The following is a 25,944-nucleotide window of genomic DNA, read 5'->3' on the forward strand; positions in this document are numbered from 1 at the left end:
ATTTTACTAGCTATTTATTAGTTGCTTTTATGATAAGAAAATGTGGATTCGTATTTAAATAGTAATATGATTTTTCGTCTACTTCTTTCATCTTTTCAACTGCCTTCGGTTCCACTATCTCTTCTAATACAAAATAATTTGTAGTTTCATTTATTATGTCTTGTAGTGACCTTCTGAAAAATTCGACTTCAATTGTAATGTTCGGTTTAACCCAAGTATCTATTAATAGCTGTTTTTCAAAATAACTTTCACATGGAAACTTTGTGAAATCCATAAAAGGATGATGGATAGAATATATAAGTTCTCCACCCGGCTTCAATACGCGACGAAATTCTTGAAATACTTGATTCCAATTTTCTAAGTAATGAAGAGTTAACGAACTTACAATCACATCATACGTATTATCTTCAAATGGCAATGTTTCTTGCAGATCATGACAAAGGAACGTTGCTTCTTCTCCTATATATTCTTTTGCTGCTTTTACCATTTCAGGACTTACGTCAATTGCTGTAACATTTGCTCCTCTTCCTATGAATTGAGAAGTATACCATCCAGCTGCACATCCAGCATCTAGTATCTTTTTTCCTTCTAGTTCCTTTGAAATAAGCTCCATCATCGCCGGTCTTTCATAATAACTGTTATATGGATTTGCGAAATCTAGATTTTCTTTATATGTACTCGCTAATTTATCATACGTATCTTTAATCGAATCTTTCATTACACACACTCCTAATGCATTTTAATTCATTAACTCCTGCTGCTTTTTCTTTGAAAATGATTCTAGTACTAAATCATACGACCAATCAATCATTTTATTTATTTGCTCCTGCTCTATATCCTTATGAATATAAACGGTATTCCAATGTTTTTTATTCATATGATACCCTGGAATAATTGTTTCTGGATAATCTTCTCTTATTCTTAATGCGACTTCTGGATCACACTTCAATGTAATCGCAGCTTTTTCGCCTTCTTCATGATTTACTATCGCAAATATTTTATTATTAAGCCTCATACATGTTGCACTCCAACCATCTGGAGAATCTTCTGTCGCTTTTCTTTTCGATAAACAGTACGCTCTTGTTGCATTCATTTTAATTGGCACCTCTTATTCTTTCCCTGTTTGATTACGATGCATCACAATTTGCTTCGTTGTTTGAAATTGTTGCTCACCATAAAACTTTATTAGCTTCTCTCCGCAAAATAGACTAACAATATCAATATGAGATATTTCTCGAAGTAATATTGTTAGCATCTTCTCTCCAATACCTTTATTTCTTACACTCTCATGTACGACAACATCTTCAATGTATGCTCGAAAAACACCATCAGAAACGACTCTAGCAAATCCAACTAATTCATTTTCTTCCCATACTCCAATGGCTATACTATTCTTTAACATTTTTTCAATATCGACTTCTTTTCTTTCTGGCCACCAACCGACAGAATCATAAAGCTTCTTTATTTTTTCTGCACAGATTGGTTGTTCTTGTTGCAATTTATACGTGTACATATTCTTTCTCCCATCAACCAGTAAACATAATATTATTATCCCGCATTAACGGGCAGTAAGACCCCACTGATTAAAGTTTCACTTTATAATCTCTTTTCAAAAAAGTGCTGACTATGACCTTTCGGGTGATCTTCAACGACACCATACTCCCTGTAACCATGCTTTTTATAAAATTCTGGTGCTTGGAAACTAAATGAATCTAGCAATATTAATCTACACCCTTTTTCCTTCGCAATACCTTCAATTTTATGTAACAGTTGACTGCCATAACCGTCATGACGGACTGATTCATCAACCCATAAAAAGTCGATATGAAGGTGATAAAAATACATCGTACCTGTTACACCACCAAAAATTTTTCCTTCTTCATTTTTTACTACGAGGCTTACTTCTTCCATCGGCTGTCTTGCCTCATCTGTTAAGATGGACATATTATATTGAATAACTTTATTTTTAATATATTCTCCTTCAGTACGTGTACCGCTCTCTATATGTTTCATATACATTGCTTCCTTTCATCTTAGTAAGCTACATTTTATTTTTTCTCTTTAAAATACTAATACATACGAATCCACCATATGTAACAAAGCATGAAAAGCCAATTATCCCTGGTACAGAGACATAGCCTACCCTTATGTAACTTATAACTGCAAAACAAGCGATAGACAATAAAATAGATGGCCAAAATATTACAGCTATTTTTCTTCGTCCTCGTTTCGATGTACTTTCTTTCTCTTCAGAAACACGTGTGCCAAAAAGCAATACAATACAAATAAGGATCGCTGCAAAGTAAATTGTATCTAATGATAAATTGTGATCATATAGTGCGATTCCAACTTCAAGAGCAATAATCGTTATAATTAAAATAATGATTGTTGAAGTCTTTAAGTTTCTTTTCAATTGCTCACTCCTAGCATGCTTTCACTATATTCTTTGTATATGTATTTCAAAGCTACTGCAAAAGCTTCATCTACCTCTTTATTTTCACGTCGACTAGGTAAATCTTTTCCCCCAATAACATAAAGAAACGGAAATTCGTTAAACATTCCTATTATACCAATAAATTCAATATCGAATATAAAAAACCTTTTCAGCAGATCATATCAGCTATTAAAATAAGAAAAAGGTAGCATGAATTTTTTCTTGCTACCGAAAAACATTTATTCTTCTATAGGATTTTCAGGCCCGTTAAGCTCCAATTGATAAAAAGCTAAATCTAGCCATTTATTAAACTTATAACCAGCTTTTTTTATTGTCCCTGCATGAGCAAATCCATAGTTTTGATGCAAGGCAATACTTTTTTCATTCTCTGCATCAATTCCAGCAATTAAGGTCATATACTCTCTTTCCTTCGCAATTTTGATTAATTCTTTCATTAATGAAGACCCAATGCCATTTTTTCTATATGCCTTATCTACATACACAGAATGTTCAACTGAATATTTATAAGCAGGCCACGCTCTAAATGGGCCGAATGTTGCAAACCCTACTACTTTATTATCTAATTCATATACGAAAATGGGATACCCTTCAGCCTTTTTTTGTTCATACCAATCTATTCTATTTTCAAGGGTTACAGGTTTATACGCATATACAGCTGTTGTATAAAGTATCGCATCGTTATAAATATCTAAAATGTATGCTAAATCTCTTTTCGTTGCTTCCCTTATCATTATTTTCTTCCTTTCATCATGTTCATCTTATTTCACTATTTTCTTAATAGTTTTATTTTATCGAAATTTCCGTTTTTTATCTACATACGAATACTAGCTTTTCGGAAACCATCAAATATATTTATTGCAGCAGATAACATATAAAAGAAAATTCCTCCCCCAATGAGCCACGTTTTAAACTCCTCTGGGGAAGTAGTAAATACATTTGCCAAATACGTAATGAATCCTTCGTTTAATAAATGTGGATTTACTACAATTACAATGAATATGATTGTTCCGACTACTTGAAGAATAGCATTTCCAATCGCCAATCTTTGCGTCCATTTTCCTTGTACTAATTTATAAAGGGATATACCTATTTCAAAAACGATCATAATTACAACGATTGGCCAGTACTGCAGCAAAACATCTTGATTAAACGTTGGCGCGACAAACTTCAATCCGTTTTCTGTACCATGATATACGCCTACAAGATGATTCGCATAAAAGTAAAGTGTAGCCCATATTGCTGTCCACATTAAACCTCCAAAAACTTCAAACTTTGAAATCGCCTTTTTCTTCGGGATATACGAAACATTTTTCAAGTCATCTGGTGTCCATTTTTTTAAGCTTGTTGTTAATGGGTGTGGATCCTTTTCTTTATCAGTTCTTTCTAAAATAGCAAACACAAGTGTCAACCAGAAAAATACATGAAGACCCACTTCAAAAATTTCCCCAATACCTTTACCTATCAATTGTAAAATAACATTTAATACCGCTTGATCACCACTATATCCTATAAAATTTTCTGCAACCATTGATATGAGTGCAATGATTGCTGCGATTGGTATAATCATTTTTAACAAGGTCGTATATACATCAAAATAACGTGGTCCAATTAAATGCATCGGTCTATCCAAATAACCATTAGCCAATGAAACTGGACTTCCCAATTTTTCGAGTACACTCTTCACATCTTCCTCATTATAATCGTCTGGTAACATATCCTCTATTGTTGACCGTAGTTCAAGTGTAATATCTTCACGATTTTGTTCAGGCAATCTCTTCGCAACTTCATGGACATACATATCAATCAAACTCATTTTCGTCCTCCTCCTTTAATAAGTTATAAAGTTCTTTCGAATCCTTTACCCACTGCTTTTTCAATTGTAAAAATATCTCTAATCCATATTCACTTAAAACATAATACTTACGAGGTCTACTCTCTGTTTTATCCCAACTACTCGTCACTAACTCCTGCTTTTCTAATCGGCGAAGTAGCGGATATAAAGTACTTTGATCAATTGTAATCCCTGATTGCTCCAATAACTGGACAAGTGAATATCCGTACTGCGGCGTTCTTAATTGACTTAAAACAGCTAACGTTAATGTCCCTCTTCTTAACTCAGTAATTAACGAGTTTAATAAAGTATCCATTCACTCACCTCATTTCCATTACTATATGTCATACAGTATGTGTTTTATACTATGTATCGTACAGTATTAGTGTGACAAAAACTGTGCTTTTTTTACCAAAAACAGATAATGAAAAGCGCAAATTATATGATTTGTGCTTTTTTAGCTAAGTTATATATATCTATAACACTCTAAAAGGTAGCAACCTTAACTACTAATTTTGAAATTCCAGTAATGCTATATTAAGTTACAAGTATCGTACACATATGATGTGACCATAACATATCACTATAGGAAGCTAATAAAACGGAAAATTACCATGGTTGAATGATTCCTGTTTTATTCTTTAGGCACTGTTGATTTCACACTGTTTTCAGCACCTAATCAACGTTATTTCCTTCATAAACTTCATCTTGTTCAAAATCTCTATTTTTATTTGGTTTATTAAAGTAAAATAAAAAAACAATTAAATTAGGTTAATTGTTTTTCAAATGCAAAATCTTTATTTTTTTAAATAACCTATGATATTCGAAAAGACAAACTCTCCAAATGCAAGTGGTATATAAATAAACCATAACTTTAATATTGCCTTTGTTTCTTTGTGATCAGAATCCCCCATTAAAACCAACCCAATCCTTTTTCTTCTAATATTTTCATTTTAATTCCAATAACAAGGAAATTATACCATTTATTAATATTATAGTCTATGTTTTCTAAAAATTAGATAAATAAAACTCTTGTATTCCCTCAACATTCAGATAAACATAATAATTTTTTTTACGTTTCATCTTCAAAGTCTATAATGAGTCCTGTTAGAACTGCTTCATTACCAATCGATTGGATCCCGTGACCAATAAAATCCATCTTAAATTCTTCCCACTCTAACTGCTCTTTTGTGATTCATCGTCACATTATGATGAATCACTCATACATTATCTAGAAGTAAAAACCCTAATTCACTTTTCTCTTAAAGAGCACAATTCAAATGTGCTCTTTTTAAGTCTGTTCGAATAAAATTAAAAATCCTACTGATAAACAAAAAATCTCGTTTATCAATAGGATTCATTAGCTATATATAGCAATTATAGCGAACTCCATCGCCTATTACTAAAGTCGAACTGATTTAAGTAATATAAATTCCCCGTTTTCTTTAGAAAATGGAACAACCTCTACAATCGCCTCAATATTAATTACTCCGTAAACATGCGGATATTCTTGACCGTTTGAAGCAAGTTCATATTTTACTTCTGCTTTTAATAGGGCTGGATCAATTGTAAGTAATAAAACATCTTCTTCATGCTTGAAATATTTTTCTGCAACTCTTAAAGCTTGATCTACTAATGAACAATGAATAAATCCCTCTTCTATAAGGGAATCTTCATTAATTTTTCCAATTATTTTTGCGATTTCCCAATTACTTTTCGTAATTACTTTTGTAATCATAGTAACTCTCCCTTTTTAATTTATGTAATGATATAATAACACTAAATTTTCAACACGTTCTTAATAGATTGGGGACTTATAATGGATAAACCTCTCACTACATTACAAACTATTATTATACATATGAATACAAATGAGCATTGGCATGATTTTATTTGTTACTGTCAGCATCGCGAAGCGGGACTTCGAAAATTAGCTTATAAACATTTAGAGACATTTATTTCAAATGCAAAGAAATGGGAATCAAAAGATCAAGAAGAGTTTGCCATTTCACTGTTTACTATTTTAGATGCATTAAACGAAAAAGATGAGGTCTTAACTTTCGCACTAAATAGTTTTCTAATAGACATTCTATATAGATGGACAGAAAACAACCCATTTGATTCAAGACCTTTTAGATGGATAGGAATTTATATGGACTCTAGCAATAAAGATGACGATTTAGAAAAATTCCTTCGAAAAGCGATTGAATTAGGTGGTGATACCGAACAAGAAACTATGATATACCTAGTTTCTAATTACATCCATACTTTAGAATTTGGTACACATGAATTCCCTTCAGGTTATTGCGGAGATTTAAGCGAATGTATAGAAAAACTTTCCTATATGCTTCAATTAATTAATAGAATTCAGAATAAGAACATAAAGGAGCAAAACATTGGTCAAATACAAGAACAACTACACCTTATTCTAGATTGGTTAAAACATACACAAACTCCAGTAGATGCTGTTCGTACATGGGAAAAAGAACAAACTAAGGAATTAGAAAAAGCATCGTATATCATTTAAACAACAGCTCAAGTCATTAATTCGTCTACCATTTTAATATAAAAAAGAGGATCTTCATACTGTACTAGAAAATCCTCTTTTTATATTTATCCCACATTAGCTTGCAGTAAAACTCCCCACTGATTATAGTTCCACTTTATTTTAATCCTTTAATTAAAGGTGACGCTTCCCCACTATGGAAAATCCATAAGTCATGAAGTGATCTCGTACATCCGACATATAGTAATTTTGCATCATGTTTTGTGTTTTTGTAATGTTCTTCATCCACATCAATTAAAAGCACCGCATCAAATTCTAAACCTTTCGCTAAATAGACAGGTACTACTGATATACCACCTTCATATTTACTTTGGTTTGCTTCAATTACGTTGACCGTTAATCCTGCATTTGTTAATTTCACATATATATCACGGCATTCATCTTCTGTTCTTCCGATTACCGCAATTGTTTTCACATCTGCATTTTGCAAATGTTTTACCGTCTTCACAATTTCAGTAAATTGATTTTCTGCATGAATTACTTTCACATCTTCTCCACTGCGGAAGACTGGTGTTGCGAGTCCTACTGGGATTTCTGCATTTTTAATTATTTCATTTGCAAATTCAATAATTTCTTTTGTAGAACGATAACTTCTTGTCAATTCATAATAACCGGTTTCTTGGAATACTTCCTTAAAAGCATTCCAATCTTCAATTCCTTGGTAATCATAAATCGCTTGCGATAAATCACCTAATATAGTGAAAGAATTACCTAATGTAATTTCTTTTAATACATAAACTTGGAAAGGCGAAAAATCTTGCGCTTCATCAATAACAACGTGATGAAACTTCTGTCCGATTTCAATCCCTGTTATACGATGATGTATGTATATTAAAGCTGGTAAATCTTCTACATACACTTCTTTTTTACGACAACTCTTTTCTGTTTCTTGAACAAGTTCTTCAGGTAATACTTCGAGTATTTCTTTGCTTTTCAACATTGAACTGTATAGTGAAAGTGGGCTCATTTTTGGCCAAAAATTCATATAGGTGTTCAATCTCTTTGTTGCTTCTTTTTTTAGTAACTTTTTCTCGTTTGTTTCTCCATACTTTTTAAGTTCAATTTCAATCCAACGTTTCATACGGCCGACTAAACGTTCTCTTCTCTTCTTTAATGGATAATGTTTATATTCCACTTGCATCCATTTTTTAACGTCTTCCACTGGAATAACAGCTTTATCCCATGCCTCAAAATCTTTTGTTGGCACTAAATCATTTTCAAATTGAGTCATTCTTTCTTCTATAAACGCCTTAAATTCTAGCGTACCTTTTAATTTACCGATCATAAGCTTTCTTTCATCGCGATTAATTGAAAAGGCTTCTTTCAATTTTTCTTCTGTCTGCTTTAGTTTCACTGAACCCTCTAACGTACGTAATGCCCAATCTGGAAACGTTGTTTGACTAATATTCCCTACACCTAATTCAGGAAGTACACTCGAAATATAGTCTAAAAACAGACTATTCGGCGCAAATACGATCATTCTTTCTGCTTCTAGTTGTTCACGATATTCATAAATTAAAAAAGCAAGGCGATGTAAAGCGATTGTTGTCTTTCCGCTCCCTGCAACCCCTTGAATTAATAATGGCAAGTTTCTTTCCGCACGAATAATATCATTTTGTTCCGATTGAATCGTTGAAACAATATCCTTTAGCTTATTATCTTTATTCTCACCTAATCGATATAGAAGAAAATCATCGGCATGCGATACATCTTCATTTCCTTTTACATATGTATCAACAACACGTTCAAGTTCTCTTTTTCGAATGGAAATGTTTCGTTTTAAATACACATCACCTTCTACTAACCCATCTGGTGATTGATAAAATGCTAATTCTTCTCCACCGGTAAATGAATAAAACATACTTGCGACAGGTGCTCTCCAATCAATAATGATTGGTTTCATCGTGTCCATATCCGAAACCCCTACTTTTCCAATATAAATCGGCATAACTGCTTCTTTACCATTTTCCTGAAAATCTAACCTTCCAAAGTACGGCTCTTGCACACCAATACGTAAATTTTGTCTATTAGACTCTCTCATACTTTCAAGAATTTGCTCTTTAAAATCTTCTCCATAATAAACTGGGATTTTTTCAAGCTTATCCAATTGCTCATCCATCGTATGTAAAGTATCCTTCATTTTTTGTAACTCATCTTCAAATATGTTGCTCATTTCGACGATTCCCTCCTGTCCGTTCTAATTTTTCAGTCGAAATACCATTGTATTAAAAATTCAATCGTAAAGTCAATAGTTTCCAATTAAATTTTCCGAAAAAACTTACTTTTTATCTTTCTAATTTTAAAGATATATACAACATCTAAATCACATCACTACACATATAGTATAGTGATGCATACAAAAGATACCTCTTTCTATTTGTGACCTATTTAATTTATATATTGACAAACAATGTAAAAATCAAAGATACATAAAGTGAAAATTTTATAAGGGGGTTTTACTGCCCACAAATAGTAGGCTAAATAAAAGTAAAGGAGTCTATTCAAATGAAATTCGCGAAAAAGAAATCACTAAAGTTATATTTACTTATTTTTGTATTAACTGTTTTGGCCAGTGGATGGATTGGGGTATTTCTAGATTCTCTTCTAACAAATCAACCTGAAGGAAATACTTTAGGTATGGGGTTATGGCTAATATTACCTTTCCTCGTAAGCATTTTACTTAGAGTTATTAGCCGAGATTGGAATGATTTTGGCATCAAGCCAAATTTGAAAGGAAACTTTATATGGTATTTCACTGCACTACTTATTTATCCATTCGTTACAGTAATAACGATAAGCATATCGCTCATTTTTGGAGTAGCTCATATTGCTAGTTTTGATATATCCACGTTATTGTCACTCATAGTCATGTCTACTATTGGTAACTTTATTAAAAATATTTTTGAAGAGTTTTCTTGGCGTGGTTATTTAACTCCAAAGTTGATTGAACTAAATCTAAACGATTGGTACATTTATATTATTTCTGGTTTAATTTGGGCACTTTGGCATGCTGCATATTATATAGTCTTTTTGCCAAATGAATATTTTGAATCTATCTCAAGATTAAATATGCTTTTATCTGGCTGTATCCTTATGGTTTGTTGGTCAATTATGTATGTTGAAATATATAGACTTACAAAATCCGTCTGGCCATGCGTTATCATGCATGCGATCGAGGATGCTGTTCCTACTGTTTTAGTCACAATAACAGGGATTATTACTCTTACAAACAGTAGTGATTTTTGGTTAAATCCTATTAGCGGGGTCGCTGCTACTGTTTTATTTCTCGGAATTGGAATCGTACTAAGAACTATAAGAATAAAAAGAGAACGACAATTATTCACACAATAAAAGTAAAAAGAGTAAGGATTTAATCCCTACTCTTTTTCACTTTTACTCGATATGATAAACATTCATTTAAAGATGATTGCTCTTCATATTTCCCAGCTTCAAAATCATACGCTCCTCCTGGGAAAATCCCAACTATACTTAAATGAGCCTCGGCACATAAATTACTAATCTCATCTACAGCATAGCAGCGTAAAGATTGTGTCACGATATCATTTGAAGAATCTATTTCCCACCAATGGTCTAGCATTCTTGCATTTTCACTATCATATTCATACTTTCGTATTGCAGAACCTATCGGCATTTCTTGTCCATTGGCTTTTTCCCAATATAACGGTTGATAAATATCAATAAGTGCACATCCATCATCTTTCAACCAGTTATTTATACGCTTTAATAAAAATAATTGTTCCTCATCTGTTCCTACACCAAATCCGTCTAAATAAATAACAACATCAAACTTTTCTTTAAAGTTAATTTTATAAAAATCGGCGCAATGAACCTCAATGTCATTAGTAGAATGTTCTTTTGCAAACATAGCTAACTCCGGTACAAGCTCAACAGTAGTCATTTTTACATTCAAATTAGACATCGCCCTTGCAAATCCGCCATTTCCAGCTCCTAGTTCTAACATCGTCTGAATTGGATATCCAACTTGTTCTTGCACTTCTTTAGCAACTTCCTGTAACCAATTTTCATTATTTATATCATAGCTCATTAGTTCAAATTGTTTTTTATAAAATTCTTTTACATTTAATTCGTTCATTATTATTCTCCTCCTGCAAATTATTTTTCTGTTACAGGTGAGAAACTAAATTTCTAATCCCCATGAAAAATCCTCCTTTTGATTTCCCTACACTTACAATTTATCAAAATAATAAGAATTTTGAAAGTGAAAGTATAAAAAATAGATAATGGATTATTCCACTATCTACTCTTTAGCTACTCTTATTTTTCTTTTTGATACTCCATCCAGTCACCAGAATCAATAACTTTCAATATCATCTTTTTATCTTGAGCGATATACACATATGCCTCAATTTCCCTATCAGCAACATATACTGTTTGCGTGATTCGATCATATAAATCAGTCTCCGCATTACCTGTATATTCTTCTAGTTCATCTAACTTACACAATATCTCATCATTTACTACATAAACTTCTCCATACACCTTTTCTTCAATCGAATAAGTCATGGCCGGATATCCTTCGTTCGTATCAAATAATTTTCCATATGTCCAAGCTCTGTCTGCAATGCATGTTGCACCTAGCATATAATGAGCATTCGTTTGTCCTCTTCTTAACGTGCCATAAACGAAAACATGATACATAAATTCTTATCCCCTTTATATGTCTCTACTTTCTTATTTGTAAATAAGCACGAATCATAAAGTAACTCACTTCATTCGGAAGCTGTTCTTTAATAGATTTCAGACCACCCTCTGCATTTTGAACGGCAGTTTCAATAAGAGATTCATACTCTGATGGAACAAAACTTTGCCACTCTACTTCCATTCCATCCTCGTAGCAGCGAATTAAATGGTTTTCGATTGTTTGTCTTGATAAGTTGCGTTCTTTTGCAATCTCATTCAAATCAATACCTTGTTTATACATTTCATACGTTTCTAAATGAGAATTTGCGGACGCTTTTCCTGACTTTTTACGCTCTGAAACTACTTCTGTCTTAATCGTTTCAGCATAATTTGGATTTTCTTCAATAAAATGCTGAACTGCTTGTAAGAAGTGCGAGCCATATTTCACAAGTTTGTGTTCTCCGATACCTTTTACCGTCAACAATTCGGAATCACTTTGCGGCATTTTCACGCACATATCTTTCAATGTTTGGTCAGAGAAAATAACGAACGGAGGTACACCTTCTCCTTGTGCAATTTCTTTACGTACTTCACGAAGCACTTCAAATAAAGGATGGTCTTGAACAATTTGTCTTGTCTCTACTCGTTCTTTTCGTAAAACATTCTCTTTACCAAGTAATACTTCTTTCCCTTTTTCTGTTACTTTTAACGTCGGATAAGTGCCATGTTCAACTGCAATTAACTCATCTGAAATTAAAAACTCAATAAACTCACTGACCTCTTTTACACTACGGTTCGATAAAAGCCCATACGTTGGTAAAGTATGAAAATTAAATTCAATAACTTTCTTATTTTTCGACCCCGTTAATACTTGCGCTATCATTTGCTTTCCAAAGCGTTGGTTCGTTCTAATCATGCATGATAAAACCATTTGTGATTCCCTTGTCACATCGATGCTCTCGCGATTGTCTGTACAATTACCACAGCGTCCACAATCTTCTTTCGGTTCTTCTCCAAAGTATTGCAAAATGAATGATTGTAAACATTGTTCAGTATGACAGTAATCGGTCATATTTTGCAATTTTTCAAGTTCATTTGAAAAACGTGATTCTCCAGTTGATTGATCAATTAAAAACCGCTGTACTTGTACATCTTGAGAAGAATATAACAATATACATGTACTATCTAATCCATCACGACCAGCACGTCCCGCTTCTTGATAGTAACTTTCCATATTTTTTGGAAGCTGATAATGAATTACGTAACGAATATTCGATTTATCAATACCCATCCCGAATGCAGATGTTGCTACCATTACACTTACTTCATCTCGTAAAAAGAGTTCTTGTTGCTCATTTCGATCACTATCACTCATACCAGCATGATATTTTGATACAGAAACTCCTGCCTTCATTAAATCTTCATATAACTGATCGACTACTTTTCTAGTAGCTGCATATATAATCCCAGATTCCTTTTGATTTTGACGAATATAATCCGCCAAATATGTATTTCGATCTTGTCCTTTAATAACAGAAAACGATAAGTTCTCTCGCTCAAACGTTGTCATAATTGTATTTTCTTGATTAATTTCAAGTGTGTTACAAATATCTTCACGTACTTGCGGTGTTGCTGTTGCTGTTAATGCTAATACGAGCGGTTTTTCTGGAAGATAATCTAAAATGCGATGTATATGTAAATAACTTGGACGGAAATCATGTCCCCACTGTGAAATACAGTGTGCTTCATCAATCGCAATCATAGGGATTTTCATATCGATAAGTTGGTCAACAAACTCCATCGAATCAAGACGCTCAGGCGCCACATAAAGTAACTTGTAATGTCCTTGTTTCGCTAATTGAATTCGCTGATTTGCTTCAGCAATAGAAATAGAACTATTAATATATGTAGCTGAAATGCCATTCTGTACCAATGTATCTACTTGATCCTTCATAAGTGATATTAAAGGGGATATAACCAACGTCGTTCCTTCAAATACTAATGCCGGAATTTGATAACAAATCGACTTACCGCCACCTGTTGGCATAATACAAACTGTATCTTTCCCATCTAGTACATTTTTAATTGTTTCATCTTGTCCTCTTCGAAACGAAGAATAACCAAAGTAGGACGCTAAAAGTTCTTGTGCTTTAGTAAACAAAAAAGAGTCACCTGCTTTTCTTTATCTTTCATCTACTTCTATTATATCAATCACTTATACGACTTGAAAGGGATGAATAAATGCTTATTGTTTTTTCATTATTCTATATTTAATATGAATTAGCATCCGTGTTTTATATGTTTTACAACATTTATAACGTAAATCCAGTACACATGAAGGAAGAGTTTCAATTTAAATATTCATTTTATTTCCCTTTCTTGAATACTACTAATCGTATACATATAAATTCAGGAGGTTTCTATATGAAACATCGTAATATGAGTTCCATCACAACAAAAAAGAAAACAACACAACTCCAATTCTCTAATAATGATGCGTGGAAATATGAATCATACTATAAGTACCAGCCATTATTCTCTTATAAAAAGCTTTTACATTTTCTTTCTCAACTTTTTAGACGTTAATATATGCGCAAAAAATGTATCATTCACAGAAGTTTTCTCAATATTAAACGTATAGACTTACTACAATTCAGTTGTTACCATATATAATAATCTGTTGGATAAACCCCTTAAATTGACCTGCTTATATTAGCAAGTCTTTTTCATGATTACATACTTCTGTGCACTTCAATCCCACTTCCAAGGCTTTTCTCCATTTTATAACTATATTTAAATCCCAACAATTAATGATAATCATAAATCGTTGGGATTTAAATTGTTCACATATAATTATGCAATTCTTCTTTCTCAATACACAAAACACATTTTACTTGTTACTATAAAAGTACTCCAGATGAGTTTTTGCTCATCGACATTATCTAGTTAATGGGGCCTGCCGCGGGAAGCAGGTCCCTTTGACTTTATGACGGTACCAATTTCATTTGGACACATTTACCAGGTTTTTTCAAAAGAATTTTATGATAACATTACGTAGTCGAGTCCGACATCTCGGCAATACCCTTTTGAGGGTCTGCAACTTCCCTTGCAGACTCTCTTTTACTTTATATTCATTTTATTCATATATACCACAACATCATTCGTTGAATTTCTCCATTTCAAATTCCCTAAAAATAATCTAGGACACGTAACTAAAAATAAATATTTATCATACTTTGAGTTATACATGTTCAAAGGAGTGTTACTATTTATGTATTCTTATTGGCAATCGTATTACTCCCCCTACCATAATCCTTATGTAAACTATGATTTATCCGTACGTAACTACCGAATTAGTAAAAACGAGAATTTTTTAAAAGGGTATATGCGTTCTTTATGGGAACAACACGTCGCTTGGACGAGATTGGCTATTATAAGTATTGTATTTAATTTACCAGATGTTAACGTTACTGTTGGACGGCTTCTACAAAACGCAACACATATGGGTCTATCACTTGAACCATTTTACGGTGAGGATGCAGTGAAAAAATATAGTGCATTAATTAAAGATCACTTAGTAATTGCAGCGGATCTTGTTAAAGCCGCAAAAGCTGGTGATCAAAATGCAGCGGCCGCTATAGAGAAAAAATGGTACGCTAATGGTGATGAAATTACTCAATTTCTTAACAGTATCAACCCATATATAGATAAAGAAGAATTTAGAAAAATGTTTTATGAACATTTAGCACTAACTAAGGCAGAAGCACTGGCATTCCTAAATAAAGATTATGAAGCAGGAGTAAAACTTTACGATAAAATTGAAAAAGAAGCATTAGAAATGGCCGACATGATAACAAACGCAATCGTAAAACAATTCCCGCAAGTATTTCAATAAAGTAAAACTTTAATCAGAGTAGGTATTACTACTAAGTAATACTTAATAAAAATAAGTCGATTTCCAAACATAAATCGGCTTATTTAGTTTTCTCTCCATGATATTTCACCTCTCCTCTTTACATTTAGCTTATATCGATATATTTTATTAATATCCGTTTTTTATAGGAGGAAATAGTTTGATTAACGCGATTGGTCTCGTTTTTATACTTACAAATAAACACGAGAAAAAAAAGAAAGTTTACTTAAATGAAAAATTTGCACTAATAGATATTATTGATTCTAAAGAAGTATTTGATGATGAAGGGAATCCTTTAGTAGAACTAACATGTAAATACAGTATATATTTAGATGAAAAATATTACTGTAAATCTCTCGATGATTATACCGGACAAGTATTTCCTTTCTTAAGTGCAAAAATAGGAAAAGGTCTTCTAAGAAACTTAAACTACTACTTTTCTTACGTTGATGCCTATGATAAGAAACCACCAGTTAAAGAAATAAGACCACTTATGAAACAAGTAACGAACAGATAGCGAAAAATACAAAAAAAAGAAAGCATCTAACTCTAGATGTTTTCTTTTTTATTGAAAACTCATTAACTTTCATCCTCTTCTAAAAGTATGTATCCAAGCATATTTTAAATTAAAAACATTGGAGGATTAGACTGAATGAAATACTCAGAAACAATTATAAGCAAACGACTTCGAATACTTAAACTGACGGGTATGTTTTTCATGCTAGTGTTAATAGCATGGATTGGCTATACAAAATTACTTTATGAAAAAGGATTTCTTCAAGAAAAAAAGAATTCAGTAGAAGTAATGAACACTAGCATTACAGGAGAAATAGAGCAGCTTTTTCATATAAACTTGCAAGGTTATCGAAAAACAAGCCTTGATGCTGTTATAGAAGCAAGTAAAACCGATCCAAGCGAACTATCCCTAATTGAACTGGTCAACAAATCCTGCTCGCGAGATTGCATAGGCGAACCAGTAACATATGTAAACTCAAACAATGGATATATCTTTTATAAGGAATCTAATGGAACTAATGTAGCTATAACGGTTAAAAAGAAAGACACATGGGTAATTGTAAAGAAATCTATTCAAGATGGATTATAATTCCCCCCAAAAAAAGAGTACGTATCGTACTCTTTTTTATTATTAATCCCCTTCCTCTTCATCCCTACAATGGCATTTCGGTTTTGTTTTACAATGACATTTTTCACACTCACATTTCGGTTTCTCTTTGCAACAACATTCGTGAAAATCTCTGCATTTACATCTACATCTACATCTACCAAACATTAAATCATCCCAAAATTTATTACAATTTCGGGAATGCCCACAATGACAAGTATTCCTCATGAATATACTTCCTCCTAAATAGAATTCATCATATTCTATGTTTGAAAGTATACAAAGGCTTGTATATTAGTCTATTTTCTCCATATCATAAGTAGAGTTAGAAGATTATATAATAATTAGTCTTATCTCACATACTCATAGTACCACTTACGTGAATCTAACCAAGCTGTAAATTTATCGATATTTCCAGCCGGGTAACCATTCGTTATAGCATAACCAATGCCATCTTTCTGAACGACAATTTGTCCATCAATACCCGCATCAACCATCGCTTGAGCCAAAGCTTGTAAATTACTAAATGCTACACCGCCAGTTTTTACTTTGAGCAAATCCACTGCACCTCCTCCAGTTTGTCCTGTAAGAGCAAATACAATAGAATTAGCGATTTTATCAACATTCCATTTTGCCATGTCGGATTCATTGTCAATAAATCCTAATTCTATAAGAATAGCAGGTGCTTTCGTCCCATTTAATACCGCTAAATCTGTACGCTGTTTCGCACCTCGATCACGCCATCCAATATCTTTTGCTAGTTGAGCTGAGATTTTAGCCGCCAAGTCTTTCTGATCATAATACAGAACCTCAACACCCTGTCCATTTCCATTGCTCGCATTAAGATGAAAAGAAATAACTAAATCCACAGCATGGGAATTGCTTTTACGAATAATATTATTTAAATTTTGTGATTGAGTTGTCCCTACCTCGTCCGTATCATCATAAACCGTGTGTCCCAAGGCTCTTAACTTAGCCGCCACAGCATCTTTAACTTGCCTATCCAGAACGTGTTCTCTCCGATTCCCAAAATTAGCACCTTGAACAATACTATTGTGTCCTCCGTGCAAACTATATCTGGCCATTATTCATCAACATCTCCTTTCTTAATATCCTATTCAAAACTTGTCTCATTGCTATTCCCACTTACAATCTTAACTGCACCAATACGTCATACATTTTCTAAAAGTGAAGGCAATTCGTTTTCGATTAAAAAAGAGATGTCACTTCACAAATCGGATTCTTTATTCTCTAAATTGTATTAACTTGAATGGTAACACGAACAAAAAAGCATCACCTTTTTGGCGATACTTAAAAACTCTATTTTACGTTTTAGTTCCCTAAATAAAGTTTAAGATTATGGTGACCGAAACTATACCTATATTTCCGCCTCCTCCTTCACTGCCTCTTTTAACCTCTGCAACATATACCCAATTCCTTTACACCCCTCTAGCGGATATGTAATCATTTCTTCTGGATATAACTTTGTCACTACTTTTTTATGCTTCTTCCCTGCTAGTAAGACGATTTCGTCAAACTGTAGTAAACTTTTATCTACCATCTGTTTTTGTAATTTCTCTATACTTATTACCTCATCGCTTTTTGAATCAAATGCAAGATCATAGTTTTTTAATACAATATCATTTGGCCTTAAAAATCCATGTTTCGCTGATAATATAACCCAGTTTTCAAAAAACATGGATGCGTACGCCTGACATGCTTTTCCGAACGGACTAATATATACATCTTTTGCTTCCATCGGTCCGTAGTTTGAATGCTTATCCCAAATTTTCTTTTTTCCACATGGAATTATACATAGCCTTTTCATATATATTTCTACTCCCTTTACTTCAATAAATAAAATCCATTATTTTGTACATTTTTCTCTCGAAATACTATATAATAATTCTGAAAGTTTCAATTACACATTTTACCATATAAGTACTATGGATCACTCTCAATGCAAATATTATAATACCATAAAAATTTTTCTTTTTTCTTCAAAATAATAAAAATAAATTGTAATATTATGATGTAAGGATAAAAATTAAAAAGGAGGTTCGTAAAAATGAAAAATATTATCCCTGCACTATTAGTCTATTTTATCGTTTGCGTTATTTCCGTTATCATCCCAGCATCTGAAGGCTACAATTATGTCGGCTGGAAGTTATTTGTTGGGCAAGTGTATGCGATACCTATTTTCTTCATTACTGCGATAATCACATTTTATATAAACAAGAAAAAATCTTACGAATAAACAATAATAAGGATAGCTAACGCTATCCTTATTTTAATTCGTTAATCAAATCTAAAATAGCCCTTGCAGTACTTTGTATCCTTTCTTCCGAAAAGTCAAACGCAACACCTGTATTTTTATATATTTCCTGTATAGATAAATTCCAATCTGCACTCGCTCCCTCTTTAAAGAAAGCAATCGCTTTTTCTGGGTCCTCTCGATATATTTGAAACAGTTGCATCGCTCCTATTTGTGCAATTGCGTATTCAATTTTATAAAAAGGAAACTGAACATAGTGAAATGACTCTATCCAGCTTGCACCGATTTCACCTTCTAATCCTGCAATGTCGACTGATGAATATTGATACCTTTTGCATAGTTCGGCATATTTCTTATCACGCTCTTCTGGTGTATGGTTTGGATTTGCATAAAGCCAATGCTGGAATATATCTCCTGCAATTGACGACATTAATAAAGACAGAGCACGATATAATTGTACGCGCTGCACTTCTTTATATTCATCCTCTTGCTTATAAAAAACATTCAACTTATCCATTACTAATAACTCAAGACTGAGTGAATAAAGCTCAGCCACTTCTTCGCGCAGATATCTTTCCTGCATACTACTTTCATTGTTAAATTGTTTATAAAAATGTAATGCATGCCCCAATTCATGTATTAATGCATGAATTGCATAAAATGAAGGACTAAAATTAGAATAAATAAAAACGTCTTTACTATGAGGTAAGGTAAAGCAAGCAGCTCCTGAGGCTTTATTTTTCCGTTCTTGTACGTCAATTAATCCCGCTTCCCTTATATGAGTAAATTCCTCATGAAAACATGAATCTGTCTTCCGAAACATTTCTTCAACCCCATCCAATAAATCAATGTAATTTTCAAATGAAGATTTTTGCAAATTACAAGGAGCAAGATCCCAAGGACGATACGTTTTTACATCAAGATTCTTTTTAAAAAGACTTCCCAACTGTTTCCAAATTGGTACAACACACTTTTCTATCGACTCATGAAACTTATAACAATCTTCAATACTGTAATCTCTATTTTTTTGTTTAAAGGCATACTCACTATAATTATTAAACCCTGCATTTAAAGCCATCTGATTCCGCAATTGTACGAGTTCCTTCATAATACAATCTATTTCTATTTTTACTATACTTCTTGCTTCGCATAAAGCGTACCAAGCTTTTTCACGAATAGCTCTATTTGGGTTATCTATCCTTGCTTTTACGTATGCATACGTCTTTTGCTCGCCTTCCCAATTAATAGATATGTTAGACATTATTTCTCTATATTTCGTAATAAGTTCTTGCTCTTTAACGGAAAGCGCTATGTTCTTTTCATTAAACATTTCACTCTTCACAAATCTTGCTTTTTTCATAAATCCATATTTCTGCTCATCTAATAAATCAGAAAACGGACAATCTCTAAATTTCTGGTCAAATTTTGCATTGTATCTTTTTAAAAGTGGCTGAATTTCATTTTGGTTATACATATGTATATCACGTATATTACTATCTTTTGTATCTCTATACATAGCGATTAAATTGATCGTTAACTCTTCTTCTATTTCTGCGTTTAAACGCAGCTCCTCCGAAAGCCAGCTCTCTAATTCTGAAACCGACGTAATATTTCGCTCTAAAAGTGACTGTAATTTACTCTCCAAATCATTCAACATACACAAACCTCCCGTTTTTAATTTTCTGTTTTTTAGAGATAAAAAAGGACAAGTAGCCAATCTGACTACTTGTCCTTGCTGTTTTTGTGTACTCAATAAAATTAAGCTTGGAATGCTTCTGTTAATACTGGTACGATTTGTTTTTTACGAGATACAACACCTTTTAAAGTAGCTGTGTTGTTTTCTAGTGATACGTTGTATGCTTTCTCAACAACGTTTGCTGCTTTACCGATCGCAAGACCGACAGAATCGTTAGTTAAGATATCAGTTACAACGAATAAGAATAGGTCTAAACCTTTCTCTTCTACTACTGCAGAGATTACTTTTTCAAGTTCCGCTTGGTGTACAAGAACGTCGTTTGTATCAACAGCGTTTACTTGTGCGATTTCAACTTTCGCATTACCCATTTGGAATTCTTTAGCGTCAAGAGAGATTAATTGCTCCATTGTTTTTCCGCTTAAGTCAGCACCAGCTTTTAACATTTCTAAGCCGTAGCTATCAGCATCTACACCAGCGATTTCCGCTAATTCACGAGCAGCTGCTACGTCTTGTTCTGTGCAAGTTGGAGATTTGAATAGTAAAGAATCTGAAATAATTGCAGATAACATTAAACCTGCAACTTCTTTACGAATTGTAACGCCATTTTCTTTGTACATTTTGTTTAAGATTGTAGCTGTACATCCAACTGGCTCACAACGATAGTATATAGGATCGCTTGTTTCAAAGTTAGCAATACGGTGATGGTCAATAACTTCTAACACACGAACTGATTCGATATCGTTAGCACTTTGTTGACGCTCGTTATGGTCAACTAAAATAACGTTGTCCACTTCGCTTGCTACTGTCTCAACAAAACGCGGTCCTTCTACTTTAAAATAGTCTAACGCAAATTGAGTTTCACCGCTGATTTCGCCTAAACGTACAGGCTCAGCATTCATTCCTAATTCTTTTTTCAATTCTGCATAAGCAATTGCAGAACAAATTGCATCTGTATCTGGGTTTTTATGCCCGAAAACTAGTACTTTTTCCATGTTTTCCACCTCTTCATGAAAAGGATATCTTAAAGAAGCAAATATGACAATATTTAAAACATATTTTTTTATAAATAATTGCACTTTCTTCTATATTTTTCATCATTTTCATAAAAAAAATCATCTAAAATGAATTAGATGATCGAAATATATGTTTCAATTAAAATAGTGTAGGAGTTTGCACTACGTTGTTAAAAGCGAAATTTGAAGCTAAGCCATTATTCACAAGGTTTACATCTATAACTTGATAAAACGCATTTCCAGTGTCTGCAATTTCCCAAACAGCTAAAATAAGATGGTATCCACTACGGTCAGTTGGTACATTTGCTTCGTGCGTTACTGTTGTCCCTGGTCTAGCTCCACCGTCATTTTTCACATAGAATGGCACTAAATCTAAATCTGATCGCGTTAAAGGTTTATTTGGATTCCAACCTTTTTTCGTAATATAATATTTCCACTCTTTTGTACTATGAGGAGCCGTTAGTTTCCACTTGAATGTATTCGTTCCGCCATTTAACGTAACTTTCTTCCACCTATCTACAGTTTGAACATCTAAAGCGGGAAAATGACCAGCCCCTGCAATTTGTCCATCAGAAGGTCCGAGTTGCGGAAATCCACCTATCCCTTCTACACTTTGTGGTTCATATTGAATCGGTCCACAATTTACATTTACCCCTTGCTTACATAAATAAGATCGGCTCGCTGGTGATTCTACATATCCATGAGCTGAAGCCTTTTCTGAAAATCCAAATGTTAATAATCCCGTAAGTAATACGCCACCACTTAAAATAACTTTCTTCATCTTTTGTAAACTATTCTTTTTCATTCTTTCATCCCCTTCCAATAATAAAGCGAAAATAACTATAGTCGCCTAGTCATCTTCTCTACATTTATTATAAGACGAGAATCATTACTAAAAGAACCCTCTAAAAACTTTCTCAAATTCATTTAGTGCGTTAATTAGATTATAATTAACTATTTTAACACCGTCAGAAAAATATAGACTGTGTTAAAAATAGTCGTTTATTATTCACTTACTAATAATTAAGCACTCTCCCCGTTTGATTATACCTTAAATGTTTTTATAATAAATAACCGTAGCATCTAACTTTCCATTCGGAGAAATTGCATACCCTGGTATTGTTCCAACTTCTTGGTAGTCTAGTGATTTATACAATTTATTGGAAGGATCTCCTTCTCTAGTATCTAATACTAAAAGAGACCTGTTTTCTTGCTTTGCTCGTTCCTCTGCTTTTTGCATAAGCGATCGTCCAATACCGTTACGTCTAAAGTTTGGATGAGTCATTAATTTACAAATCTCGGCTCTATGAATTCCGTTAGGCTTTGTAACTAATTGTAATTGAATACTCCCTGCTACTTCGTTGTTTATTTTAGCCACATACAATATCACTTCTGGCGCTAATACTGTTTGCCAATACTTTGTTGCGTCTTTTTGTTCCAGTGGAGGCAAAAAACCAATTGATGCCCCATCATTTACAACCATTTTCAAAAGTTTCGAAAGTTCTTCCATATCATTTTCTAGTTTCTTAATTTCTTCAATTACTAAATTTCGCATTACTTTTCCCCCTTTTGTTTCATTGTAACAATTTTTAAAGAAGGAATAATGAAATAATAAGATGAATTTATATTAAGATATGATTTTTTTTGAAAGGATAACGATATGAAATATATATTAGATAGAACGTACGCAAAAGAATTACTCGAATGGGCATATGAACAAAACCCGGGCCCTTGGTTTGAACATTCACTACATGTTGCTCATGCAACTGAAAACATAATTATAGAACTTATAAAAAAAGGGTACAAGCTAGATTCTGACATAGCATATAACGCTGCCCTTTTGCATGATATCGGAAGATACAAAGGTTTTACCAAATCGGTCATTCATTCCTATGATGGTTATATGTATATGAATGATTTAGGATATACAGGAAACGCCATTATTTGTGTGACACACTCATTTCCCTGTAAAAATGAACATATAGATATCGCAGCGGAATGGAGTCTCGTTCCTGACCATATGAAAAGCCGGTTAGTTGCAATATTGAATGAACATAGTAACTACGACTTATATAATAAAGTAATTACTCTTTGTGACGCTCTTGCTGACGCAGATGGCTTTACTACGCTGGAAAGAAGATTAATTTCCGTTGGTTTGCGTCATGGTACAACATCTCATACATCTTTACATTGGAAAGGGTTTTATGCGATTAAGAAAGAATTAGAAGCTTTAATCGGTAAGAGTATATACACAATTCTTCCTGATGTAGGAAAATCTATTTATGAAGATATAGAACATTAAATTGAATACAAATTGAAAACGATAAAAATTGAACCCATCCTAGATAATTTTTATACTCAAATTTAATTTCACATAAAAAACGTTTTAAACATAAAGTTTAAAACGTTTTTTATTCAATGCTTTTGATTTTTCAGTTCTGTTAAACACTCTTGCACTAAAGTTACCGCTTGACTCATCGCAGCTCCGCCAGCAAATGCTGCTGAAACACCACATGCTTCCAGAATCTCTTTATCCGAACATCCTTGATCAAGACAACCTTTTGTATGATAAATTGTACAATACTCATCTTGCGTTGCTAAACTAATTCCTAATGCAATAAGTTGTTTTTCTCTTTTTGTTAAAGCACCCTCTTGAAAACAAGCTTGCGTGAACGCATTATATGTCTCAGCGATTTCAGGAATTTGATTTGTAAAACTACCTATACCTTCTTTATAATGATGTAGAATATCATTTATCGAACTATCTTGCTCATGTTCCATCTTATTCCCTCCAGTCATATTATCCATACCTATTGTAGTATGCGATGAAATGGAGGCAATATACCTTCTTTTAAATTAAGAATTTTCAGTTAATTTACGTTATAATTTTAAATTATCATCTACAATAACTTTTTCTCTAGAACTTTTTCTTTCAACCTCTTTACTTCTTTCTTCCCAAAATGTTAATCCTTCAATCCCCACATTTTTAGGATTAAATACTGGATCTTTCCCTTCTTTTTTCTGCGTTTCATAGTCTTTTAACACTTTTAATGCGATTTTACTTAATAATAGAATCGCGATTAAGTTTAACCATGCCATACTACCGATTCCTAAATCTCCGAGATTCCATAAAAGCGACGCTGATTCAACACTACCGATGTAAACCATAATTAAAAATCCAAATTTTAAAACTGGTTTTAACCAGCCATACTTCAATTGACGATCTAAATAAGTAAGTGTAGTTTCAGCGATATAGTAATAAGCGAGTAACGTTGTAAATGCAAAAAAGAAAATTGCAATTGAAATAAATATTGGACCAAACCCTGTCATCACAGTTTCAACTGCTTGTTGCGTATAAATTGGACCTGCTTCCACATTTCCTATGTTTTTTACAATAGCGCTTTTCCCTTCAGGTATAACATTATACATACCTGTAATTAATATCATAAGAGCTGTCGCTGTACATACAACAATTGTATCGATATATACGGAAAACGCTTGAACTAATCCTTGTTTTGCAGGATGCGATACTTCAGCAGCAGCCGAACTATACGTCGCTTCTCCGACACCAGCAACGTTTGAAAATACAGCACGTTTTACACCCCATGCAATAGCTGCACCAACAATTCCACCAAACATTTCATTTACACCAAATGCGCTAGAGAAAATTAAAGCAAACATACTTGGAATCTCCGTTACATTCGCAATTAATATGATACATGTAACAATTACATAACCAATTGCCATAAATGGAACAAGCATTTGAGAAACGCCAGCAATTCTCTTTACACCACCAAAAATAATTGCCGCTAGTAACACGACTAAAAATATACCAGTTATATATTTGTTAATACCATTAGAGTTTTCGAATCCAACTGCGATACTACTAGATTGAATACCTGGTAATAACATGCCATATGAAAGTGTTACAACTACCGCTACAATGACTGCAAACCATTTCATTTTTAAACCTTTCTCAATGAAATATGGAGTACCGCCGCGATATTCATTCCCTACTTTACTTTTGTATACTTGAGATAATGTTGATTCAACAAACGCACTCGCTGCCCCTAACAAAGCCATTACCCACATCCAAAATACAGCTCCAGGCCCGCCGAAAGCGATCGCTGTCGCTACCCCTGCGATATTACCAATTCCAACTCTTCCTGATAAGGCTAAACAAAATGCCTGAAAAGATGATATTCCCGTCTCTGAACTCTTTCCTTCAAATAATAGTTTAATCATCTCTTTAAAATAACGAATTTGCAAAAAACGTGTTGCAATCGTGAAATATACGCCTGCCCCTAATGCAAAAACAACTAAACCGATACTCCACACTTGCCCTACTAACCATTCTACTAAATTCTCCATCCAAATCCCCCTTATCATTCTTTGGAAAAGCAATTTTGT

At 33.2% G+C, this 25,944-nt stretch carries 28 protein-coding genes, 2 pseudogenes and 1 riboswitch; of the genes and pseudogenes, 7 read left to right on the plus strand and 23 right to left on the minus strand.

Annotated elements, in window-relative coordinates:
- Positions 1-10: 10 nt before the first annotated feature.
- From IBT51_RS12305 to IBT51_RS12345, 10 genes and pseudogenes are all read right to left on the minus strand, one after another.
- The gene (locus IBT51_RS12305; RefSeq protein ID WP_000655266.1) at positions 11-718 is read right to left on the minus strand and encodes a class I SAM-dependent methyltransferase; all 708 of its coding nucleotides are present in this window, start codon (positions 716-718) and stop codon (positions 11-13) included.
- 21 nt (positions 719-739) lie between these two features.
- Positions 740-1,093 (minus strand): MmcQ/YjbR family DNA-binding protein, encoded by a 354-nt coding sequence (locus IBT51_RS12310; RefSeq protein WP_069355741.1) that lies wholly within the window; start codon positions 1,091-1,093, stop codon positions 740-742.
- A gap of 15 nt (positions 1,094-1,108) precedes the next feature.
- The gene (locus IBT51_RS12315) at positions 1,109-1,513 is read right to left on the minus strand and encodes a GNAT family N-acetyltransferase (protein ID WP_023522172.1); all 405 of its coding nucleotides are present in this window, start codon (positions 1,511-1,513) and stop codon (positions 1,109-1,111) included.
- Between the two features lie 83 nt (positions 1,514-1,596).
- A complete protein-coding gene (locus tag IBT51_RS12320) occupies positions 1,597-2,013 on the minus strand; it encodes a GNAT family N-acetyltransferase (protein WP_023522173.1) in 417 nt (138 codons plus the stop codon).
- Between the two features lie 28 nt (positions 2,014-2,041).
- A complete protein-coding gene (locus tag IBT51_RS12325; RefSeq protein ID WP_023522174.1) occupies positions 2,042-2,413 on the minus strand; it encodes a hypothetical protein in 372 nt (123 codons plus the stop codon).
- A pseudogene (locus tag IBT51_RS27390) lies at positions 2,410-2,574 on the minus strand (serine hydrolase); the annotation flags it as partial. The gene IBT51_RS12325 and the pseudogene IBT51_RS27390, both read right to left, overlap by 4 nt.
- A gap of 99 nt (positions 2,575-2,673) precedes the next feature.
- Positions 2,674-3,186 carry a GNAT family N-acetyltransferase gene (locus IBT51_RS12330; RefSeq protein ID WP_097966357.1) on the minus strand — a complete coding sequence of 171 codons (513 nt, stop codon included), beginning with the start codon at positions 3,184-3,186 and terminating at the stop codon, positions 2,674-2,676.
- Between the two features lie 80 nt (positions 3,187-3,266).
- Positions 3,267-4,268: an HAAS signaling domain-containing protein gene (locus IBT51_RS12335; RefSeq protein ID WP_200458268.1), complete on the minus strand. Its 1,002-nt coding sequence runs from the start codon at positions 4,266-4,268 to the stop codon at positions 3,267-3,269.
- Positions 4,255-4,602 (minus strand): PadR family transcriptional regulator, encoded by a 348-nt coding sequence (locus IBT51_RS12340; protein ID WP_000380296.1) that lies wholly within the window; start codon positions 4,600-4,602, stop codon positions 4,255-4,257. The genes IBT51_RS12335 and IBT51_RS12340 overlap by 14 nt, the downstream gene beginning before the upstream one ends.
- Before the next feature lie 1,028 nt (positions 4,603-5,630).
- Positions 5,631-5,692: riboswitch (Fluoride riboswitch) on the minus strand.
- Complete coding sequence (locus tag IBT51_RS12345) at positions 5,689-6,024, minus strand: DUF952 domain-containing protein (protein WP_069355744.1); 336 nt, start codon at positions 6,022-6,024, stop codon at positions 5,689-5,691. It overlaps the preceding riboswitch by 4 nt.
- 81 nt (positions 6,025-6,105) lie before the next feature.
- On the opposite strand from IBT51_RS12345, the pseudogene IBT51_RS12350 reads away from it, so the two are divergent.
- Positions 6,106-6,833, plus strand: a pseudogene (locus tag IBT51_RS12350) (hypothetical protein).
- A gap of 116 nt (positions 6,834-6,949) precedes the next feature.
- On the opposite strand, the gene IBT51_RS12355 reads toward IBT51_RS12350, so the two are convergent.
- Positions 6,950-9,025, minus strand: coding sequence for a HelD family protein (locus tag IBT51_RS12355; RefSeq protein ID WP_161114672.1), 2,076 nt, complete (start codon positions 9,023-9,025; stop codon positions 6,950-6,952).
- A 332-nt stretch (positions 9,026-9,357) separates the two neighbouring features.
- On the opposite strand from IBT51_RS12355, the gene IBT51_RS12360 reads away from it, so the two are divergent.
- Positions 9,358-10,203, plus strand: coding sequence for a CPBP family glutamic-type intramembrane protease (locus IBT51_RS12360; RefSeq protein WP_197242570.1), 846 nt, complete (start codon positions 9,358-9,360; stop codon positions 10,201-10,203).
- A gap of 19 nt (positions 10,204-10,222) precedes the next feature.
- On the opposite strand, the gene IBT51_RS12365 is transcribed toward IBT51_RS12360, so the two are convergent.
- From IBT51_RS12365 to recQ, 3 genes are all read right to left on the minus strand, one after another.
- A complete protein-coding gene (locus tag IBT51_RS12365) occupies positions 10,223-10,966 on the minus strand; it encodes a class I SAM-dependent methyltransferase (RefSeq protein ID WP_088023663.1) in 744 nt (247 codons plus the stop codon).
- Positions 10,967-11,148: 182 nt separating this feature from the next.
- Complete coding sequence (locus tag IBT51_RS12370) at positions 11,149-11,532, minus strand: gamma-glutamylcyclotransferase family protein (RefSeq protein WP_000274900.1); 384 nt, start codon at positions 11,530-11,532, stop codon at positions 11,149-11,151.
- Positions 11,533-11,557: 25 nt separating this feature from the next.
- On the minus strand, positions 11,558-13,675 hold the full coding sequence (recQ, locus tag IBT51_RS12375; protein ID WP_161114671.1) for a DNA helicase RecQ: 2,118 nt from the start codon (positions 13,673-13,675) through the stop codon (positions 11,558-11,560).
- Positions 13,676-14,785: 1,110 nt separating this feature from the next.
- Here recQ and IBT51_RS12380 point away from each other — a divergent pair.
- The 3 genes from IBT51_RS12380 to IBT51_RS12390 all read left to right on the plus strand — a co-directional run bounded on the left by IBT51_RS12380 (position 14,786) and on the right by IBT51_RS12390 (position 16,532).
- Positions 14,786-15,409: a hypothetical protein gene (locus IBT51_RS12380; RefSeq protein WP_000287723.1), complete on the plus strand. Its 624-nt coding sequence runs from the start codon at positions 14,786-14,788 to the stop codon at positions 15,407-15,409.
- Positions 15,410-15,587: 178 nt separating this feature from the next.
- On the plus strand, positions 15,588-15,944 hold the full coding sequence (locus IBT51_RS12385; protein ID WP_000606231.1) for a hypothetical protein: 357 nt from the start codon (positions 15,588-15,590) through the stop codon (positions 15,942-15,944).
- 135 nt (positions 15,945-16,079) lie between these two features.
- Complete coding sequence (locus IBT51_RS12390; protein ID WP_069355751.1) at positions 16,080-16,532, plus strand: hypothetical protein; 453 nt, start codon at positions 16,080-16,082, stop codon at positions 16,530-16,532.
- On the opposite strand, the gene IBT51_RS12395 is transcribed toward IBT51_RS12390, so the two are convergent.
- The 3 genes from IBT51_RS12395 to IBT51_RS12405 all read right to left on the minus strand — a co-directional run bounded on the left by IBT51_RS12395 (position 16,517) and on the right by IBT51_RS12405 (position 18,378).
- Complete coding sequence (locus tag IBT51_RS12395) at positions 16,517-16,714, minus strand: hypothetical protein (RefSeq protein WP_200458267.1); 198 nt, start codon at positions 16,712-16,714, stop codon at positions 16,517-16,519. The genes IBT51_RS12390 and IBT51_RS12395 overlap by 16 nt on opposite strands.
- 186 nt (positions 16,715-16,900) lie before the next feature.
- Positions 16,901-17,635 (minus strand): N-acetylmuramoyl-L-alanine amidase, encoded by a 735-nt coding sequence (locus tag IBT51_RS12400; RefSeq protein WP_000135300.1) that lies wholly within the window; start codon positions 17,633-17,635, stop codon positions 16,901-16,903.
- A 293-nt stretch (positions 17,636-17,928) separates the two neighbouring features.
- Positions 17,929-18,378, minus strand: coding sequence for a DUF6884 domain-containing protein (locus IBT51_RS12405; RefSeq protein WP_000824876.1), 450 nt, complete (start codon positions 18,376-18,378; stop codon positions 17,929-17,931).
- 240 nt (positions 18,379-18,618) lie between these two features.
- On the opposite strand from IBT51_RS12405, the gene IBT51_RS12410 reads away from it, so the two are divergent.
- Positions 18,619-18,807 carry a DUF4017 family protein gene (locus IBT51_RS12410; protein WP_000789485.1) on the plus strand — a complete coding sequence of 63 codons (189 nt, stop codon included), beginning with the start codon at positions 18,619-18,621 and terminating at the stop codon, positions 18,805-18,807.
- A 28-nt stretch (positions 18,808-18,835) separates the two neighbouring features.
- On the opposite strand, the gene IBT51_RS12415 is transcribed toward IBT51_RS12410, so the two are convergent.
- The 4 genes from IBT51_RS12415 to IBT51_RS12430 all read right to left on the minus strand — a co-directional run bounded on the left by IBT51_RS12415 (position 18,836) and on the right by IBT51_RS12430 (position 23,089).
- Positions 18,836-20,482, minus strand: coding sequence for a M3 family oligoendopeptidase (locus IBT51_RS12415; protein ID WP_200458266.1), 1,647 nt, complete (start codon positions 20,480-20,482; stop codon positions 18,836-18,838).
- A 101-nt stretch (positions 20,483-20,583) separates the two neighbouring features.
- Positions 20,584-21,513 (minus strand): manganese-dependent inorganic pyrophosphatase, encoded by a 930-nt coding sequence (ppaC, locus tag IBT51_RS12420; RefSeq protein ID WP_000416871.1) that lies wholly within the window; start codon positions 21,511-21,513, stop codon positions 20,584-20,586.
- A gap of 160 nt (positions 21,514-21,673) precedes the next feature.
- The gene (locus IBT51_RS12425) at positions 21,674-22,339 is read right to left on the minus strand and encodes a lytic polysaccharide monooxygenase (protein WP_016081274.1); all 666 of its coding nucleotides are present in this window, start codon (positions 22,337-22,339) and stop codon (positions 21,674-21,676) included.
- Between the two features lie 246 nt (positions 22,340-22,585).
- On the minus strand, positions 22,586-23,089 hold the full coding sequence (locus IBT51_RS12430; protein ID WP_001245255.1) for a GNAT family N-acetyltransferase: 504 nt from the start codon (positions 23,087-23,089) through the stop codon (positions 22,586-22,588).
- Between the two features lie 105 nt (positions 23,090-23,194).
- Between IBT51_RS12430 and IBT51_RS12435 the strand changes: the two genes are divergently transcribed.
- Positions 23,195-23,836: an HD domain-containing protein gene (locus IBT51_RS12435; RefSeq protein ID WP_200458265.1), complete on the plus strand. Its 642-nt coding sequence runs from the start codon at positions 23,195-23,197 to the stop codon at positions 23,834-23,836.
- A 113-nt stretch (positions 23,837-23,949) separates the two neighbouring features.
- On the opposite strand, the gene IBT51_RS12440 is transcribed toward IBT51_RS12435, so the two are convergent.
- Positions 23,950-24,342, minus strand: a complete 393-nt coding sequence (locus IBT51_RS12440; RefSeq protein ID WP_171840949.1) for a carboxymuconolactone decarboxylase family protein — start codon at positions 24,340-24,342, stop codon at positions 23,950-23,952.
- A gap of 72 nt (positions 24,343-24,414) precedes the next feature.
- Entirely contained in the window at positions 24,415-25,905 is a 1,491-nt protein-coding gene (locus IBT51_RS12445) for an alanine/glycine:cation symporter family protein (RefSeq protein ID WP_006920613.1), read from the minus strand.
- Positions 25,906-25,944 lie beyond the last annotated feature (39 nt).

Origin of the sequence: Bacillus sp. S71 (assembly GCF_016625265.1) — a bacterium.
Taxonomy (GTDB): domain Bacteria; phylum Bacillota; class Bacilli; order Bacillales; family Bacillaceae_G; genus Bacillus_A; species Bacillus_A cereus.

What these genes read in the sequence shown, in the direction of transcription:
- IBT51_RS12410 (WP_000789485.1), top strand. Translation starts at nt 18,619, where the DNA reads ATGAAAAATATTATCCCTGCACTATTAGTCTATTTTATCGTTTGCGTT.
- IBT51_RS12390 (WP_069355751.1), top strand. Translation starts at nt 16,080, where the DNA reads ATGAAATACTCAGAAACAATTATAAGCAAACGACTTCGAATACTTAAA.
- IBT51_RS12355 (WP_161114672.1), bottom strand. Translation starts at nt 9,025, where the DNA reads ATGAGCAACATATTTGAAGATGAGTTACAAAAAATGAAGGATACTTTA.
- IBT51_RS12370 (WP_000274900.1), bottom strand. Translation starts at nt 11,532, where the DNA reads ATGTATCATGTTTTCGTTTATGGCACGTTAAGAAGAGGACAAACGAAT.
- IBT51_RS12445 (WP_006920613.1), bottom strand. Translation starts at nt 25,905, where the DNA reads ATGGAGAATTTAGTAGAATGGTTAGTAGGGCAAGTGTGGAGTATCGGT.
- IBT51_RS12340 (WP_000380296.1), bottom strand. Translation starts at nt 4,602, where the DNA reads ATGGATACTTTATTAAACTCGTTAATTACTGAGTTAAGAAGAGGGACA.
- IBT51_RS12305 (WP_000655266.1), bottom strand. Translation starts at nt 718, where the DNA reads ATGAAAGATTCGATTAAAGATACGTATGATAAATTAGCGAGTACATAT.
- IBT51_RS12435 (WP_200458265.1), top strand. Translation starts at nt 23,195, where the DNA reads ATGAAATATATATTAGATAGAACGTACGCAAAAGAATTACTCGAATGG.
- IBT51_RS12430 (WP_001245255.1), bottom strand. Translation starts at nt 23,089, where the DNA reads ATGCGAAATTTAGTAATTGAAGAAATTAAGAAACTAGAAAATGATATG.
- IBT51_RS12310 (WP_069355741.1), bottom strand. Translation starts at nt 1,093, where the DNA reads ATGAATGCAACAAGAGCGTACTGTTTATCGAAAAGAAAAGCGACAGAA.
- IBT51_RS12315 (WP_023522172.1), bottom strand. Translation starts at nt 1,513, where the DNA reads ATGTACACGTATAAATTGCAACAAGAACAACCAATCTGTGCAGAAAAA.
- IBT51_RS12415 (WP_200458266.1), bottom strand. Translation starts at nt 20,482, where the DNA reads ATGTTGAATGATTTGGAGAGTAAATTACAGTCACTTTTAGAGCGAAAT.
- IBT51_RS12425 (WP_016081274.1), bottom strand. Translation starts at nt 22,339, where the DNA reads ATGAAAAAGAATAGTTTACAAAAGATGAAGAAAGTTATTTTAAGTGGT.
- IBT51_RS12360 (WP_197242570.1), top strand. Translation starts at nt 9,358, where the DNA reads ATGAAATTCGCGAAAAAGAAATCACTAAAGTTATATTTACTTATTTTT.
- IBT51_RS12335 (WP_200458268.1), bottom strand. Translation starts at nt 4,268, where the DNA reads ATGAGTTTGATTGATATGTATGTCCATGAAGTTGCGAAGAGATTGCCT.
- IBT51_RS12380 (WP_000287723.1), top strand. Translation starts at nt 14,786, where the DNA reads ATGTATTCTTATTGGCAATCGTATTACTCCCCCTACCATAATCCTTAT.
- IBT51_RS12345 (WP_069355744.1), bottom strand. Translation starts at nt 6,024, where the DNA reads ATGATTACAAAAGTAATTACGAAAAGTAATTGGGAAATCGCAAAAATA.
- IBT51_RS12320 (WP_023522173.1), bottom strand. Translation starts at nt 2,013, where the DNA reads ATGAAACATATAGAGAGCGGTACACGTACTGAAGGAGAATATATTAAA.
- IBT51_RS12330 (WP_097966357.1), bottom strand. Translation starts at nt 3,186, where the DNA reads ATGATAAGGGAAGCAACGAAAAGAGATTTAGCATACATTTTAGATATT.
- IBT51_RS12405 (WP_000824876.1), bottom strand. Translation starts at nt 18,378, where the DNA reads ATGAAAAGGCTATGTATAATTCCATGTGGAAAAAAGAAAATTTGGGAT.
- IBT51_RS12365 (WP_088023663.1), bottom strand. Translation starts at nt 10,966, where the DNA reads ATGAACGAATTAAATGTAAAAGAATTTTATAAAAAACAATTTGAACTA.
- ppaC (WP_000416871.1), bottom strand. Translation starts at nt 21,513, where the DNA reads ATGGAAAAAGTACTAGTTTTCGGGCATAAAAACCCAGATACAGATGCA.
- IBT51_RS12400 (WP_000135300.1), bottom strand. Translation starts at nt 17,635, where the DNA reads ATGGCCAGATATAGTTTGCACGGAGGACACAATAGTATTGTTCAAGGT.
- IBT51_RS12440 (WP_171840949.1), bottom strand. Translation starts at nt 24,342, where the DNA reads ATGGATAATATGACTGGAGGGAATAAGATGGAACATGAGCAAGATAGT.